This is a genomic window from Coleofasciculus sp. D1-CHI-01, from assembly GCF_040218875.1.
Classification (GTDB): domain Bacteria; phylum Cyanobacteriota; class Cyanobacteriia; order Cyanobacteriales; family Coleofasciculaceae; genus Coleofasciculus.
On record NZ_JAVJQP010000032.1, the window covers coordinates 1 to 15,871 of the forward strand.

A 15,871-nucleotide genomic window follows, 5' to 3' on the forward strand; every position below is an offset into this window, starting at 1 on the left:
TGCATCAGAAAACGACAAAATAATCGGTGGCTTTGGTGGTGATAGCCTCACAGGTGGTGGCGGTGATGACCAATTTGTTTACCAAAGTATCCGCGATGTGGGTGATATCATTACTGACTTTGAAATCGGTAGCGATCAAATTATTCTCACAGACGTTCTCGACAGCTTCGGTTACGAAGGTAATGATGCTATTGATGACGGTTTTGTCGAAATCGAGTCAATAAGTTCTGGCAGTATTGTCAAACTTGATGCCGACGGTGCTGATGGTCAAGGCATTTTCCGTCCCTTTATCCTCGTGGAAAATGTAGCGGCGGCTGACTTAAGTGCGGCGAGTAATTTCGTTTTCTAAGGTATCCTCGTTGGTTCATCTGTAGGAAAGGATAACTCGGTGGGTTACGGCAGATATGTAATTAAATGGTTTGTTTCCTAAATTAATTACTGCCTAACCCACCCTACGGATTAAGGGGAATTGGGGGTTATAGTACGGCATATTTTCCCATGGTATAAAACTATCTAAAATTCTAGCAAAAGTCAAGTGTTAATTCTATTGCCGATAACGCAGCAGTTAATCAGACATAATTTTTAAACTTAACGAACGTATGGCATCCCCAAAGGCAACTCTGGCAAATGCTTCACAGGTTGGCGTTCCTGCCCTATTGATGGATTTGTGGTGATATCTCTGGATTCTGGGAGAAGACAAAATTTTATATTTTACGCCAATTAATTCATCCGCCAATACTGAACAAACCCCGAATTGAAAATAAAATGAAACCTAAGACAACCCCTGAACTAATGAAGTCAGACCTAATCAACGATGCAATTAAGCTCAATTAACCTGCCCAATTATTTAATCCGCCTGGGGCTATGTCCACCGGAAAACCAAAATCAGCTCATTATTAAACCCGTTGCGGCGAAAAACTTTAACCTCTTAGTCACCTTACCCGACGGTGAAAAACTCCTAGTTAAGCAAGAACGGTATAATCAAGACGGGAAAACAGCCGGAGAATTTAGTCAAGAATGGCGGATTCAAGAGTTTGTACAGCACTTTCCTGAACTTGCTACCCTTCACCCCTATCTACCCCAGGTACTGCACTTTGATCCGGGGGAATCAATCATCATATTCCGTTACTTAGACGAATACCGCGACTTAATGGAATTCTACGCCGAAGAGACAATCTTCCCGAGTGCGATCGCGGCGTCTATTGGTACCACTCTAGCAACCATTCATCGCACCACCTTTAACCGAGACGACTATCGGCAGTTTTTCTCACAACCGCCTCACACTCTCCCCGAAACCGTACCCAACCTGATTGGCGGATTAGAACGAATCACCCCAGACATCTTTGGGCTGGTTCCCGTCGATGGACTCAAATTCTTTGCCCTCTATCAACGATACGACAGTTTAGGAAACGCGATCGCAGAACTTGGCAAAACCTTCACCCCCAGTTGTCTCACCCACAATGACCTAAAACTCAATAATATCCTGCTGTCTAACCACTGGGAACAATCGCGCGATCGCAGAGTACGATTGATTGACTGGGAACGTTCTCATTGGGGAGATCCAGCCTTTGACGTAGGAACTCTCATCGCTAGCTATATCCAAATTTGGCTGAATAGTTTAGTCATCAGCAACGCCCTGAGTCTCGAAGAATCCCTGCGGTTAGCCACAACTCCCCTCGACCAACTGCAACCCTCAATTGCCAGCTTAACCCAAGCCTATTTCCACAGCTTCCCCGAAATCTTAACACACCGCCCCACCCTCTTACTCCAAATCATCCAATTTGCCGGTTTAGCCTTAATTCAACAAATTCAAGCAACAATTCAATACCAAAAATCCTTTAGCAACTCAGGAATCGCCATGCTACAAGTCGCCAAAACCCTACTCTGTCGTCCCCAACAATCCATTCCCACCCTATTTGGCACCACAACACCCGATCTAATCCCCCCAAACCCCTCCCCCAACTCCCCCGAAACCCTCTGCGCCCCTCTGCGTTAACCTCTGCGTTCCTCTGCGTTAAAAAAATAAAATCATGCAACTCCTAAACATCCCCACCCATTCCCTCCTCGACACCTTACAAGACATCGCCAACACCATAGAACTCAAAGCCAACTTTTCCATCCATCATCCCAACTACAAACCCTTTGAACTCCCCCAAGAAATAATTAACCGTCTCCAGAAAATGCCCTCAGACATCCAACAACGCTACTGGAGTCTGCAACTGCGTGGCTTTCTCTACGGAATCTACTACAATCAATCCCTAGAAAATAGCCTCGCCCTGAATACCGATAACTCAGCCTTACCCCTCGACCTAGAAAACAATACCCTTTTAGGATTAGACTTAAACTTCTATCAACAATTACACGATCACAATCAAGGAATCGGTTACTTTGACCCCGGTTGGTTCGTTCTCAAACAGGAAGCCGATAACACAATTGTCGTCAGCAAAGGCAGTTTAAAGCTGCACATTGAACCCCAACGCCATCTCCACCCCAACCAAGCCGCAGCTATTGGGGATACCGTAGCGATTCGGATGCCCAAAAACCTGATCCAAAACGGCTTTTACATGGCAGTAAGTAACGCCGGAACCCAAGCTGAACCCACCTTAGATCATCCCTCAGAAACCGTGCGAATTTACTTTAACCTCACCCCAGACGGGGCGTTTTCTGTCATGGATAGCCTAACTCAGAAGTTTAACGCGATTAACCTACCCTTTACCTTTAAAATCCTGTATAACCCCGCCGACTACGGACGTTATGATTCCGGGGTTTTCTACTTCGATAAACCCAATTACCCCACGGTTCGCCAACTGCTTCAGGTTATCTATGCGGAAAATCAAGCCCATTTTAAACCAGAAGTTCCCCTCTTTACCAAGGTACTCGCCCCCGGATTAGGGTTAGCCGAAGAACCCGATACCAAGTTTGGCACACAAGAAAGTTTTGGCATGAACCGTTGTCAACTGATTGCCAATGGGTTACTAGAAGCTTGGCAAAACGGTGATAACTCACCAGACGGGCGAATGCAGGCAATTCTCCAACAGTTTTACCTGTTTGGGATTGACATAAACCGTGCCTATCTCAATGCCAATTCTGACGATAATTATACACCTTTACTGGGTTCGTAGTAGGCACTTTAGTGCCATAAGCGCTAAAGCGCTTACTACAAGCTTACTACAAGCTTACGACAAACTCGCGCCATTCCCCTTACCATCATGCAAATAACAGAAATTGCTCCCTCAGTTATCAAACCCGCCGTTAAAATCCCTGATTTTCCCGAATCTGACTTTTCATTTTACCGCCAATTAGGACGGACTGATTTAACCGTTAGTTGTTTAGGATTAGGCGGGGGTGGTGGAATTTCGAGTCAGGATACACTATACGCCTTTGACCAAGGAATTAACTACTTTTTCTATTCCAGCGACTTACACCACCATATTTATAGTTCCATGGCGGATGCCCTGCGTCAATTATGTAGTCGCAAATCATCGGTGCGGGAGAACGTCGTACTGGCAACAGTAACCTATATCAAGAATCCCGAAGTCGCACTGGCGGCTTTATTGGATCAGTTTGTGGAACTAAAAATTGACTATATCGATGTATTGTTTTGGGGATGGATTGGTGCGAATGATGGGCAATCGTTTAAGGATTGCTTGCAGCTTTCCCCTGATTTACGCGGTAAAAATTCCGTTTATCAGCGCACGATTGAACGATTTTTCGGCACATCGGAACGGCTGAAGAAAATGGGGGCGGTGCGGTATATTGGTGCATCCTTCCACGATATGAACCTGGCGCAACAGTGGTCAACGAGTCCCTTATTAGATGTGGTCATGGTGAGACATAATCTGGCACACCGTTCTGCCCAAAATCAGGTGTTTAATCGCTTAGATATTCGAGATTGTAATCGTCCTGGGATTGTTACCTTTAAGTCTACCGGGTCTCATTCTGGTGCGCTTTGGGATGCGCCTGCGGGGTTACCGGAAGGATGTTGGCAACCGTCTGTACCCGATTTATATCGGTATTCGTTGAGTCAGAACTGTGTTGATGTTTGTTTGACCGGATTGCGGTGTCGGGAGGAAATTGATGCGGCGATATCCGGTGTGCAAAAGGGAAAGTTAACCCCGAAAGAAATTGATTATCTCAATCTTTATGGGGATTTACATCGCCATCGGCTTTCTGTTTCCGATATCTCACCAGAACGCTTGATTTATCGAGATTAAGTTTACCCAGTAGAAACGTTCCGTCAGAACGTCTGTTCAGGGTCAATTGTAGGGGCGGGTTTAGCCGTTTAATGGGGTGATTTTCCGATAACCTCTCAACAAAACCCGCCCTTGGTCAAAAACGGAATTAAACATTGTCATTACCGAGGAAAATCATGCCAGAAACACTAGAACAATTCACCTTACCCGAAGTTACCCCAGCAACGGATCAAGACATTCTTGCCTATTTACGCCATTCTTACCAAATCGCGCAAATTGCAGCAGCGGCGGAACAGAATGCGTTAATTGTGGCGGTTTGTCAGCAATTAGGGATTACGGTATCTGAGGAGGAGTTACAAGCCGCAGGAGATGCATTTCGCCAGGAGAACAAACTGCTGGGAACATCGGAAACCTTAGCCTGGTTAGCACAACAGCGCATTTCTGTAGAAGATTGGTCTCAGGGAGTGCGGATATCGCTGCTGAGGCAGAAATTGAGAGAACATCTGTTTGGTGAAAAGGTTGATAGTCATTATATGAGCGATCGCGATAATTATAAACGGGTGGCGCTGTCTCAAATTCTGGTACGGGATTTGACAGAGGCGGTGAAAATTACCCAGGCGCTTCGTGAGGGGAAGGTGTCATTTTGTGTCTTAGCGTTAGAACACTCGAAGGGGAAGCAGTCAAAGGAAAATGGCGGTTTTGTCGGAGTGCGATTTTTGGCAGAATTGCTACCAGAGATTGCCCAGGCTGTCTCTGAGGCTGTAGAGGGTGAGGTGATTGATCCGGTTCAAACGAAGTTAGGGTATCACATTCTTCGAGTTGATAAGTGGTTTCCGGCTGAGTTGGCTGAAGTCAGGGAACAGATGTTGGAGTCTCTGTTTCAGGGTTGGTTACAAGCGGGATATCAGTCTAACGCATTGGCTAAATAAAAACATCAAGTAGGTGTCAATTCTGCCTCAAATTCAATTGGAGGCAGTTTTGTAAGGATTCAGACACAGTTGTCTTTCCGACTTGAATCGGTATTGGATTAGGTTGAAAGCCTGTCTCTAAATTGTTAGGGGCAGGTTTTTTGTTGGTAGATAGAGTCTAGTAAATTTTATATATAGTGTTTCTATTCTAATATAGCGGTTCTAAATCGCTGATAGTACATTCAACTGTAGGGGCGTAAGGCTTGCGCCCCTAGCCACGTATCTCATCTGAGAGAGTCTATAATTTAAGACAAAATATTTACTCTTTTTACTTGAGTGTAACTTATTCGTCAAACTAAATTATAAATTTACTCATGAAAATGCTAAAGGATGTATTCTGGGATATATACAATAGAGAATATACATTTATTTATATGTCTTTTTTTTAGTCAAAAATCACTTGCTCTGATGAGGTAAATCTATTAAATTATTAATGTAAACGAAAACGAGTTCGCAGTTTAACGGAGAACTATCAATGGCTACAATCAAAATCAGCAATCTCAATCCGGTTGGTTCCGAATTTTTCAACGATTCAGAAACTTATCTTAATGAGTTGAATGGAGAACAGTTGAACATGATACAAGGGGGATCTACTCCTGCCTGTATTGCGGTTTCAGTATCAGTAGCATATTCAGCATTTCAACTTGGTCGATGGTGGGAGCGTCATTTCTAATAACTTGACAAAATAGTTTTGACTTTAATCAAGAATAAACTGAATTGGAGGAAAATTAACCAATGGCTACGATTCAAATCTCTAACCTGCGTCCTACGGGTTCCGAATTATTTGGGGATTCCGAAAGCTATCTCAATGAGCTAACGAATGATGAGCTGACTATGACGCACGGCGGTTCCTCTCCTGTTTGTAGCTTTGTAGTTGGCACTGCTCTTACAATCTACGGTGCTAACCAAAGTTGGTGGGGTTGTAAGTAAGCCAACTCTTGCCTAAATTTTTTAATGACTTCCTCCTAAACATAGGAGTTAATCAAATCTAGATTTGTTCAGTCTGCGCCTGCCTTTGACTTGTTTTCGAGGCAGGCATTTTATTTATGGGCATAGTTCGAGCAAGCAATAATGTTTATAATAATTATGAAGCCATTTTAAATAGTCCATAAAATGACACTACCGTCTATTAGCCTCCCCTTCTCATTTGCCAATGTGTATGAAGGCTTTGCAAAAGCCCAAGGAATCCTGCGAGTTGATGAAAATGCCTTAACCTTAGAGTTTGAGATTAAAGATAATCTCTTTGGCGTTCTTAAATCTGGAATAAAAGAGGTGATAATTCCCATTCAATACATTGAGTCAGTGACACTCAATAAAAGCTGGTTAAGAACAGCATTAGTTGTCAGAGTACAGAGGTTGAAATTACTTAGTTATATTCCGAAGCATGATCAAGGACAAGTCTGGCTATATATATCTCGGAATGATAGGTATATCGCATCTCAAGTTGCATCTTTTTTAAGGTTGAGAATATCAGAAAATGAGATAAATTTATTAGATACTAATTAAATAGTAAATAGATTTTTTATAGGTTAATAAGCTGCACTAGCATTTGCATTACCTTCACGGTAAGCGTCAAGGTTGCTGGTAATCAACACGCCCCAATTTGTAGAGACGTAGCATGCTACGTTTCTACAATGGTAAAGGAAAATAGGGTTATCAAATCAGATGCAATTATTATGAAGAGGTAGGAATTTGATCGCCGAAACTGTCAGACTGTCGAGCGACAGCCAAACGCTCTTTGTAAAACTCATCTAATGCGGCGCAAAACCTACCTGATTGCAACTGAATCCCTAAAGCATCAATGACGGCTAGGAAATCCAGAAAGGTAGCATTGTTATAGTTTTCCTCTTCATAAGCTTTGATTTGGTCTTCCGTGCGATCGCACAAATATGCCAGTTCCTTTTGTGTCAGTTTAAAAGCAATCCTGGCTTTAATTAAAAGCGTTGATAGTTTGTTGATGTCATCAAGATTAAGAATGACTGGCTGATTCGGATCATGGGAGATTAGGGTTTCATATTCGGCAAGTTCATCCTGAAGAGTCTTTAGCTGACTGTGGTATGAATCTTGGAGGAGTTGCCATCCATCGGGGTCATTCTGTTTCTTTTCTTCCTTTTGACGCACGGTTAGGATTGATCGCGCAAATTTATCTGCCCATTTTTTTGTTACCTGATACTCGTGTTCATTCTTAATCATGGTTCCCACCTTCGTAAATTAATAGCAACGATTCCTTTGGGATTTTCACCTCGATCACGCTGAAAAAACTCTATTGACATTGTACCCTCATCATCTATCGGCTAAGGTTTAAACTTGTTAAAACAGTGCCAATGGTGCGTTAGCGAAGCGTAACGCACCCTACAGATAGAGGCTAGGCGTAAATTAATACAATTAAACTCATACCTAAATACTATATTTTGTGGATGTTTATACCTACTTTGAAACCCGCGCAGAATTAGTGGTAACCCGTAGGGGCGCAAGGCTTGCGCCCTATAAACGTAGAATATTTTATACCGATGTTGTGGTTGTTTTCCGGATACCAATAGATAACAAGAGGTAAGGGCACGACACTGTCGTGCCCCTACATTACACCTAAAATAAAAACGCCTATGATTCGCCCATATTCGTCACCACCTCCACCTCCTCAACCTGCCGCTTCAGCCACCCCTCAAACAACTCTGAAAGAATCTGATAACGCAGCTTGTCATCCAACTCCGGCTGAATAATCTCCTCCACTTTAATCAAATGTACCCCCTTAGATGTGACAATTGGCTTCACAACCTCCCCTGGCGTCGCCGCAAACACTTTCGCCGAAATCTCTGGTTTCATTTGCTGGCGTTTAACCAATCCTAAATATCCTCCCTTGCGCCGTAATTCTTCCTCCTGAATATACTCCTGAGCAATCTGTGCAAAACTGGTTTCTGCTTCCTGAAGTTCATAAAATAACTCTAGGGCTAAATCTTCATCATCCAAAACCACTTCATACATTACCGCCCCTGCATAGTCTAACTGATGTTCATAAAACCAGGGTTCCACTTTATCGCCAAACAAATGTTGGGCTAATTTCCCGGAAAGGACATTGATATAAACCATTTCTTCAAAATCATCCAAAGAAAGGGCAAATTTTTGCAGCCACGCCCAGGTGTCATCTGCATTGAGCAGTTTATTCATGAACCGCATTTGATCTGCTGCTTGTTGTAATTCGGCGATTTCAACCTGGATACTGGCTTCAGTCGCGGCTGAGTTAATAATTTTGCGGGTAATGATTCCTTCGATAATGGTGGGAATCTGACAAGCGAGTTTGAGGTGATGCAGGATGTCTTGGTTGGTAATTGTGATGGATTGTGACATGATTTTTCTCCTAAATAATTAGAGTTTTCTGGATGAAAATTGCTGGGGAGTTAATACGACTTGGAAGCCTGTATTGAACATCCGGAGATCCCCCCAAACCCCCCTTCAAAAGGGGGGCTTACTATTCCGCCGTTTGACAATAAGCAAGGTATCATTGTGTTTCTCCTGTACGATAAGCTGTTCAGCATTTAAACCTTAATATCAATAAGGGCGAAATCCTTGCCGTAGTGCGAGCATCTTGCTCGCTACATTGAGCATCTTGCTCGCTACATTGAGCATCTTGCTCGCTACCCATTCCCAATTTAAATGCATGACAGCTTATCGGTGGGTTACGGCGGATAGTTCATTAATCATTATCGCCTGAATTTAAGTCCCGCCTAACCCACCCTACGTAACTATGTGATAACAATTTTTCTTGTTTTAGCTGAGAGGCTATTTCTAACTTGGTGCAGGCAATAATACCGTAAACACACTCCCTTGACTCAGTTGCGATCGCACGCTAACTTGACCCCCCATTCCTTCTACTAGGGTTTTCACGATCGATAAGCCTAAACCCGTACCCCCTGGGGAACGGGCGCGATTTTCGTCGCCGCGATAGAATCTCTCAAAAATGCGGGATTGCTGCGCTAAGGGAATCCCTTGTCCGCGATCGCACACCTGAAGCCTTACCTGTTCCCCCTGTTGGTCTAATTTAACGGTTACAGGTTGATCTGGGTCAGAATATTTTACCGCATTGTCAATTAAATTTAGCAACACTTGTTTCAGGCGATCGCGATCGGCTAAAACTTCAATAACTTCCCTAGTTGTATCACCATTAATCACTCGATTACTATATTGTACCGCCATTTCTACAACTTCGGTGACCAAATCATTAAGCACAAATAGTTCTAAATGAAAATGCATTCTGCCATGATCAACCCGTGCCAAATCTAATAAATCTTGTAACAATTGAACCGTTCGATCCGCTTCTGAGGCGGCAATTCCCAAGGCTTCCTGCTGAGGTGGCGTTAAGTTTTTTCCGCGCCGTAATGTGCTTTGCAGATATCCAGAAACAATCGTCAACGGCGTTCGCAATTCATGGGACACATTACTCACAAATTGCCGCTGTTGTTCCCACGCCTCAAACAGGCGGTTTAACATACTATCAAAGGTTTGCGCTAATTCTCTTACCTCACTCGGCGCTTTATCCAGATGCAGCCGCGCTTGTCCTAAATCGTCAGCGGAAATGGTTTGGGTGAGTTGACTCATCTGACATAACGGTTGTAGTGATCGCTTAATATAAAAGGAAATGACCACAATCATAACGGTAATGGAGAGCAAACTGGCAATCCCTAACGTGCGAATCAAACTCAAAAACATGGTTTGTTCGCTGGTAATATCCTTTGCCACATAAATCTTACCCAGCCGTTCACCCTGCACCTGTAAGGGAGTACCACAAGCGATCCAATAGCGTCCGTTAACCCGATACAATTTAGGGATTAGGGGTATTTTTGACGATAATAACTGATTGGTGGGATGAAGCTGTAAGGCTGAGGATTTAGCTGGAATTGAGCCATCAGAACGACGCACCCATAACAGCGTATCCCCCATAGTTAAGTTTTCAATTGCCTTTTGCATCCCTGTTTCTATGGACATCATCTCACGATAAAGTTCTAGATCATCAGGGAAGCGATCGGCAAGATACTGAATATTATGTTTTTGGGATTTAATCAGGATTTGCTGCATGTACCAACTCGTCCATATAGCAACAGCACTTAATCCTGTAATCGATACGGCGGCGATGCCTACAGTTAATCGCACCTGTAGTGAAAAAGGGTCAAATTTGGGTAGGGCTTTACATAAGAATTTGAGCAGACGGCTGGTAAATTTCATCGGAGTGTTGATCGATCTATCATTGTTAAATACATCCCATTTTAGAGTTTAGGTTTGGCTATTTCTATTCAAAAGGGATGCATCGGGTAAACTGGGTTTACTTTCACTTAATCCGATGATCATTAAATAAAGATGATTTTTTCCTGATAGATAGATGAGTTTGATTCGTTATCTTGGGGAACAGGGAACGGGGAACGGGGAACGGGGAACAGTAAAGAATCTCCTAACCGACCAAGGTAACTGCTAGACTGTAGCTATACTGTAGAGTGGGCAATGTCCACAAGCCTTGATTTAGTACCATTCGGATTACATTAGAGTGCGATCGCGCTGCCGCCTTGCCAATATTAACATTCCACATCGGTAGGGGCGGGTTTAGGGATTCAATTCGGAAAAATACCTCAAACCCAACAACAAAACCCGCCCTATCCCCTACCTAAAATTAATCCTCAACCGGATAAACCAACCTACCTAATTTTACGCCGCTTCGCCTTGCCAATATTAACATTCCACATCGGTAGGGGCGGGTTTAGGGATTCAATCCGGAAACCTACCTCAAACCCAACAACGAAACCCGCCCTATCCCCTACCTAAAATTAATCCTCAACCCGATAAACCAACCTACCTAATTTTACGCCGCTTCGCCTTGCCAATATTAACATTCCACATCGGTAGGGGCGGGTTTAGGGATTCAATCCAGAAACCTACCTTCAACCCAACAACAAAACCCGCCCTATCCCCTACCTCAAATTAATCCTCAACCGGATAAACCAACCTACCTAATTTTACACCGCTTCGCCTTGCCAATATTAACATTCCACATCGGTAGGGGCGGGTTTAGGGATTCAATTCGGAAAACTACCTCAAACCCAACAACAAAACCCGCCCTATTCATCACCTAAAATTAATCCTCAACCGGATAAACCAACCTACCTAATTTTACGCCGCGATCGCACGCTAAAGACATCCGGTAGATTAGGGATAAAGGTGATAGGATGAGACAGGGCGGGTTGGGGTCGAACTATTATCGGTTTCGCTGTTAATTCTGTTCCTAAACCCGCCCCTACATTAACGCTTATCTGTCGATTATCACCAAACGATCAACGCTTCATATGTTCTTCTAACAACTGTTGGGCGCGAGGCTTGTAAATGAGATAGAACAATGACTCAATATACCGCAACAAATCCTCCCGTTTTTCTTTCGAGGTGTAATTCCAAAAGCCATAAATCCGCGCCAAGGATAACAGGCGGCTGGTGTGGATCTTCCAGGTATAGGTACTGTACACCCGTTCCATTCCCCGATTGGAAATCTCCAACCAATAATCAGGATTTTGTTCACATTTAGACAGAAACTCCAAAATATTCTGGGCAGTTTCTTCCAGATTCGTGGGGTTAATTAAGAACCCATTCACCTTATCCTGAATAATCTCCAACGGACCACCAAACTGCGTACCAAAGGTAGGTAGACCAGAAATCATCGCTTCTAAAATCGTCAAACCAAAGGCTTCAAACAGCGCAGGTTGAACAAAAATCCCTCGGTGATCCGCAATCACGCGATAGATTTCTCCTGAATCCCGCTTGGGTAAGCGCACGCCTAACCAGCGAATTTTACCGTGTAAATTGTATTCATCAATGAGGCGATAGAGTTTAACAATTTCATCCTTTTCCTCGTTATCCGTCGAATCTTCCGTGCGTAATTTCCCAGCGACTAAAATCAGGTTACACTGCTCTTGTAACGCTTTACTCTTACCAAAACATTCAGTTAACCCGGTGAGATTTTTAATCCGGTCAAGACGCGCTATAGAGAAGAGAGGACGCTTTGTCGGATCATCTAACTTGCCATAAACTTGAGTCGGATCATCTAGAGTAAAAAGTAACTCCTCTAACCGTTCACAATCGCGAGGAACCCGATCATCACTACGGGTATAGGGGAAGTAAACCTGTTCATTCACTCCTGGTGGCACCACATTAAACTTAGGTGAAAATAACTCAATTCCATTCACCACATGATACAAATCCGGCATCGTGAAATTCTGGTAAGATTCATACTGACCCACACTATCCGGCTTACCGACAATTTCTTGATACGTACTGCTGATAATAAAGTTTGCCGCATTCATGGCAATCAAGTCAGCCGTAAATTGGATCGAGAAATGATATTGGTCTTCTAATTCCTGCCAGTAGAGATTACTGAATAGGTATTTAGACTTTTCCAAGGCGTGAGCGACAATACACTGGGTCACATCCATGCGGCGGGATAGGAGAAATGCCACCAAGTTACCATCTGAATAGTTGCCAACAATGAAATCAGGAACCCCTTGAAATTCTGCCCGGAGTTCTTTTTCCGCATCAATCGCATAGGTTTCCAGATAGGGCCAAATCTCAAACCGAGAAATCCAGTTCTGGGTATAGTTTGGATTAAATTCTCGCAAGGGAACGCGCAATATCCAAGCATTATCGGTGCCATGAACTTTTTCTAGACGTTCGTTACAGCGCGTACCATCATTGTTAGGAATTAACCGGGATAAGATAATAACTTTTGGGTTAACCTTGAGTAACTCTAACCCAGCCAGTTTAATATCTTCTTGTAGCTGCTTTTCTAAACTCCGGGCTTGATCTAGCACATAAACCACTTGACCTCCGGTATCAGGACGCCCTAAAACGCCTTCTTGTCCAAACCAGCCATGAATTGAAACTAAGACAATCCGAAAAATCATCGGGATGCGGGACAGAAATTTTTCTAATCCCTGGTGATCCGGAGAATCAATCAGTTCATCGAGGATTTCTAGGGTTTCTCGGACTCGATTCGCGGTATTCCCCCAACCCGCTTCAAACCCCATGTCTTGCAGCTTGAAACGAAAACTTTCATAAGGTTCATCCTCGGCGCGATCGCTAACAAAGCCCAGGGCTAATTTCACCTGATCAGAAAGCTGCTGTTGACTTTTAATCCGTCCGTTAATTAGCAGTTGAGTCCCCTGTACTTCATGAAGACTGAGGAAATTAAATAGCGATTCCTGCCATTGGCGCGGATCTTGAAATAGTTTACTAGACAGGAAGCGATTTAGGAACTGAACCCCCTTGCCAATGTTTTTCGAGTCCCGAATAATTGGACTATAATCATAGAATGGCTTAAAATCCAGTTCCAGGACATCCCCTTCATTGGGACGATAATGGTTGACGAAGCGATCGCGCACATCGAGCAGTTTTTGAATCGTGATCGGCTCAACGGTTAAGTCTTCTAGAACTTGAAACGCTTCTTGTTCGGCAATCTTGGGGCGGATAATCAGGTAGAGACTTTCCTCGTCGAGAATAATTTCCTGAGTATAGTAAATCAGTCGCCCTAGATTCGAGGAATGATAAAAATAGTCCGGTTTTTCCTGGTCAGCGCAGTATTTACTAAAGTCAGACAGAATATCGTTTCGCAGTAGATACCGGGGTCCTGACTGTTTTAATTGACTGGCAAATTGGCGTAAATCATTGCGTTCTTCACAATCGAGCACGTTCTGGATAAGATAGAGCATTACAACGTTCCCAGCAGAAATTCAAAAAGGATACAAGTCGAGAGGTATGACCCCGGAAAAACGCCCTACTCCAAAGCGGTAACAGGAGAGTCACCACTTTTTTTCGGGCGCGGGGTAACAGGGGTAATTGAGCAGGTCAGTTAATTAAAACCTTGCTGCACGAGTGTTTTATGCGGTTGAGCAACACAGGAGAAATCAGGCAATCCTTACAAGTCGTAAAGTTGCCCGTACTTTTGCCGGATATAACGGATGAATGGAGCGATGTGCAAATCTGCACCAGTGACGCCCTTGATTAATTCAGCCGCCGTGTACTTGCAACCGTGTTGGTATATGTTTTCTCTTAACCAATTATGCAAGGTACTGAATTGTCCTTGTTCAATGTTAGCTAAGATTTCCGGATGAGCGGCTAAGGCGGCTTCAAAAATTTGGCTGCTCATCAAGTTGCCCAGGGTATAGCATTGGAACATGCCGCCAATTTGACTGGTATACCAGTGAACGTCTTGCAGAACTCCATTCGTATCTGTGTCGGGGACAATGCCTAAATCAGACCGATAGCGTTCTCTCCAGGCTTCCGGTAAATCCCGGACGGCTAATTTCCCTTCTAGCAAGTCCAGTTCCAAATCAAAGCGAATCATCACATGGAGGTTGTACGTCACCTCATCTGCATCCGTGCGAATCAGCGATCGCACGACTTTGTTGATGGCTCGGTAGAATGTCTCTAAGGGAACATCCTTAAGTTGATGGGGAAACGCGGCTTGGAGTTGGGGATAGAAGAATTGCCAAAAGCCGCGACTGCGCCCGACGATATTTTCCCATAACCGGGATTGACTTTCATGAATACCTGCTGAAGTCCCACCCGCTAAGGGCGTTTCTTCCAAGGTTGGGCTAATCCCTTGTTCATACAACCCATGACCCATTTCATGAATACTACTAAACAGCGCCTGTCCTAAGTCATTGTCGTAGACGCGAGTAGTAATTCGCACATCCTCTGTAGAGAAGTTAATCATAAACGGGTGATGGGTTTGATCTTGTCGTCCCCGTTGGAAGTCATACCCCAACTGCTCAATGATTTTTAGGGTGAAGGTTAACTGATCTTGAGCCGGATAATACTGATGCAAACACCGATCATCCGTCATCGGTTGGGCGGTAATCGCTTCCACAATCGGCACCAATTCGTCTCGCAACTGGGCAAACAGCGATCGCAAAAAGCCAGCTTGCATCCCATAATCGGCAAAATCAATTAACGGATCAGCAATATGGTCATATCCGGGGAAAAAGTTCGCCAATTCCCGGCTCAACTCCAGGGTTTTTTCCAGATAGGGTTCAACAGCAGCAAAATTATTTTCTGGTCGCGCCGCAACCCACGCCCCATACGTATCAGTGCGATGGCGAGAAAATTTTGCCATAAACGTGGCGGGAACCCGCGCCGCCCGTTCATATTTGCGACGGGTGACTCGCACCAAACTGGCTTCATCCGAGTCGTAGGGCAAACTGGCTTCTAGGGAGCGTAAGTTCTCTAGAAGCTCACCCATGGCTGGATCAGTAAATTTACTATGAGAAATTTGTTGCAACGTTGCTAACTGTCGTCCGCGAGCGGCTGCGCCTTTGGGCGGCATATAGGTTGCCTGATCCCAATACAACAGAGACGCGGCGGCTTCGATATCATTAATCTCACTCAGGCGGGTTTTCAGCTCTAGGAGTTTGGTTTCTGTCTTTTCGATAGTCTGCATAGTCGGTGGGTGATGCTGTAGTATTGGCTTGGAGACATTGTTGGAAATGTTTCCCAGATTAGTAAATGTACACCTGACAATCGAAAAGGAGAATCATCCCTAACTGGCAGGGAACGAACAGCTAGGCTGAACTCTAGGCTCTCACACTGACTCTCGTGCTTAACTACGGTAACTGAACGGCAATGGATACATTCGTTGACTGAGAGCCAAGCAAATGGCTGACCCTGATCCGGTCGAACGTGACT

12 protein-coding genes are annotated in these 15,871 nt (G+C 44.1%); 7 read left to right on the forward strand and 5 right to left on the reverse strand.

Features of this window, described 5'->3' with window-relative positions; translation table 11 throughout:
- The 7 genes from RIB93_RS06520 to RIB93_RS06550 form a co-directional block, all read left to right on the forward strand.
- Positions 1-349: type I secretion C-terminal target domain-containing protein (locus RIB93_RS06520; protein ID WP_446371428.1), on the forward strand; the 349-nt coding region annotated here is incomplete at its 5' end.
- A gap of 465 nt (positions 350-814) precedes the next feature.
- Positions 815-1,996 (forward strand): phosphotransferase family protein, encoded by a 1,182-nt coding sequence (locus RIB93_RS06525; protein ID WP_446371430.1) that lies wholly within the window; start codon positions 815-817, stop codon positions 1,994-1,996.
- 34 nt (positions 1,997-2,030) lie between these two features.
- Entirely contained in the window at positions 2,031-3,122 is a 1,092-nt protein-coding gene (locus tag RIB93_RS06530; RefSeq protein WP_446371432.1) for a T3SS effector HopA1 family protein, read from the forward strand.
- An 87-nt stretch (positions 3,123-3,209) separates the two neighbouring features.
- Positions 3,210-4,214 (forward strand): aldo/keto reductase, encoded by a 1,005-nt coding sequence (locus tag RIB93_RS06535; RefSeq protein ID WP_446371434.1) that lies wholly within the window; start codon positions 3,210-3,212, stop codon positions 4,212-4,214.
- Positions 4,215-4,369: 155 nt separating this feature from the next.
- Positions 4,370-5,122, forward strand: a complete 753-nt coding sequence (locus RIB93_RS06540; protein ID WP_446371436.1) for a peptidylprolyl isomerase — start codon at positions 4,370-4,372, stop codon at positions 5,120-5,122.
- 514 nt (positions 5,123-5,636) lie between these two features.
- Positions 5,637-5,834 carry a hypothetical protein gene (locus tag RIB93_RS06545; RefSeq protein ID WP_446371438.1) on the forward strand — a complete coding sequence of 66 codons (198 nt, stop codon included), beginning with the start codon at positions 5,637-5,639 and terminating at the stop codon, positions 5,832-5,834.
- A 440-nt stretch (positions 5,835-6,274) separates the two neighbouring features.
- Positions 6,275-6,667: a hypothetical protein gene (locus RIB93_RS06550; RefSeq protein ID WP_446371440.1), complete on the forward strand. Its 393-nt coding sequence runs from the start codon at positions 6,275-6,277 to the stop codon at positions 6,665-6,667.
- A gap of 168 nt (positions 6,668-6,835) precedes the next feature.
- On the opposite strand, the gene RIB93_RS06555 is transcribed toward RIB93_RS06550, so the two are convergent.
- The 5 genes from RIB93_RS06555 to RIB93_RS06575 all read right to left on the reverse strand — a co-directional run bounded on the left by RIB93_RS06555 (position 6,836) and on the right by RIB93_RS06575 (position 15,626).
- Positions 6,836-7,354, reverse strand: coding sequence for a hypothetical protein (locus tag RIB93_RS06555; protein ID WP_446371442.1), 519 nt, complete (start codon positions 7,352-7,354; stop codon positions 6,836-6,838).
- Positions 7,355-7,762: 408 nt separating this feature from the next.
- Positions 7,763-8,506: a peptidylprolyl isomerase gene (locus tag RIB93_RS06560; protein WP_446371444.1), complete on the reverse strand. Its 744-nt coding sequence runs from the start codon at positions 8,504-8,506 to the stop codon at positions 7,763-7,765.
- A gap of 438 nt (positions 8,507-8,944) precedes the next feature.
- Positions 8,945-10,378 (reverse strand): sensor histidine kinase, encoded by a 1,434-nt coding sequence (locus RIB93_RS06565; protein ID WP_446371446.1) that lies wholly within the window; start codon positions 10,376-10,378, stop codon positions 8,945-8,947.
- A 1,097-nt stretch (positions 10,379-11,475) separates the two neighbouring features.
- Positions 11,476-13,896 (reverse strand): sucrose synthase, encoded by a 2,421-nt coding sequence (locus tag RIB93_RS06570; protein WP_446371448.1) that lies wholly within the window; start codon positions 13,894-13,896, stop codon positions 11,476-11,478.
- A gap of 206 nt (positions 13,897-14,102) precedes the next feature.
- Positions 14,103-15,626, reverse strand: a complete 1,524-nt coding sequence (locus RIB93_RS06575; protein WP_446371450.1) for a carboxypeptidase M32 — start codon at positions 15,624-15,626, stop codon at positions 14,103-14,105.
- Positions 15,627-15,871: the final 245 nt, after the last annotated feature.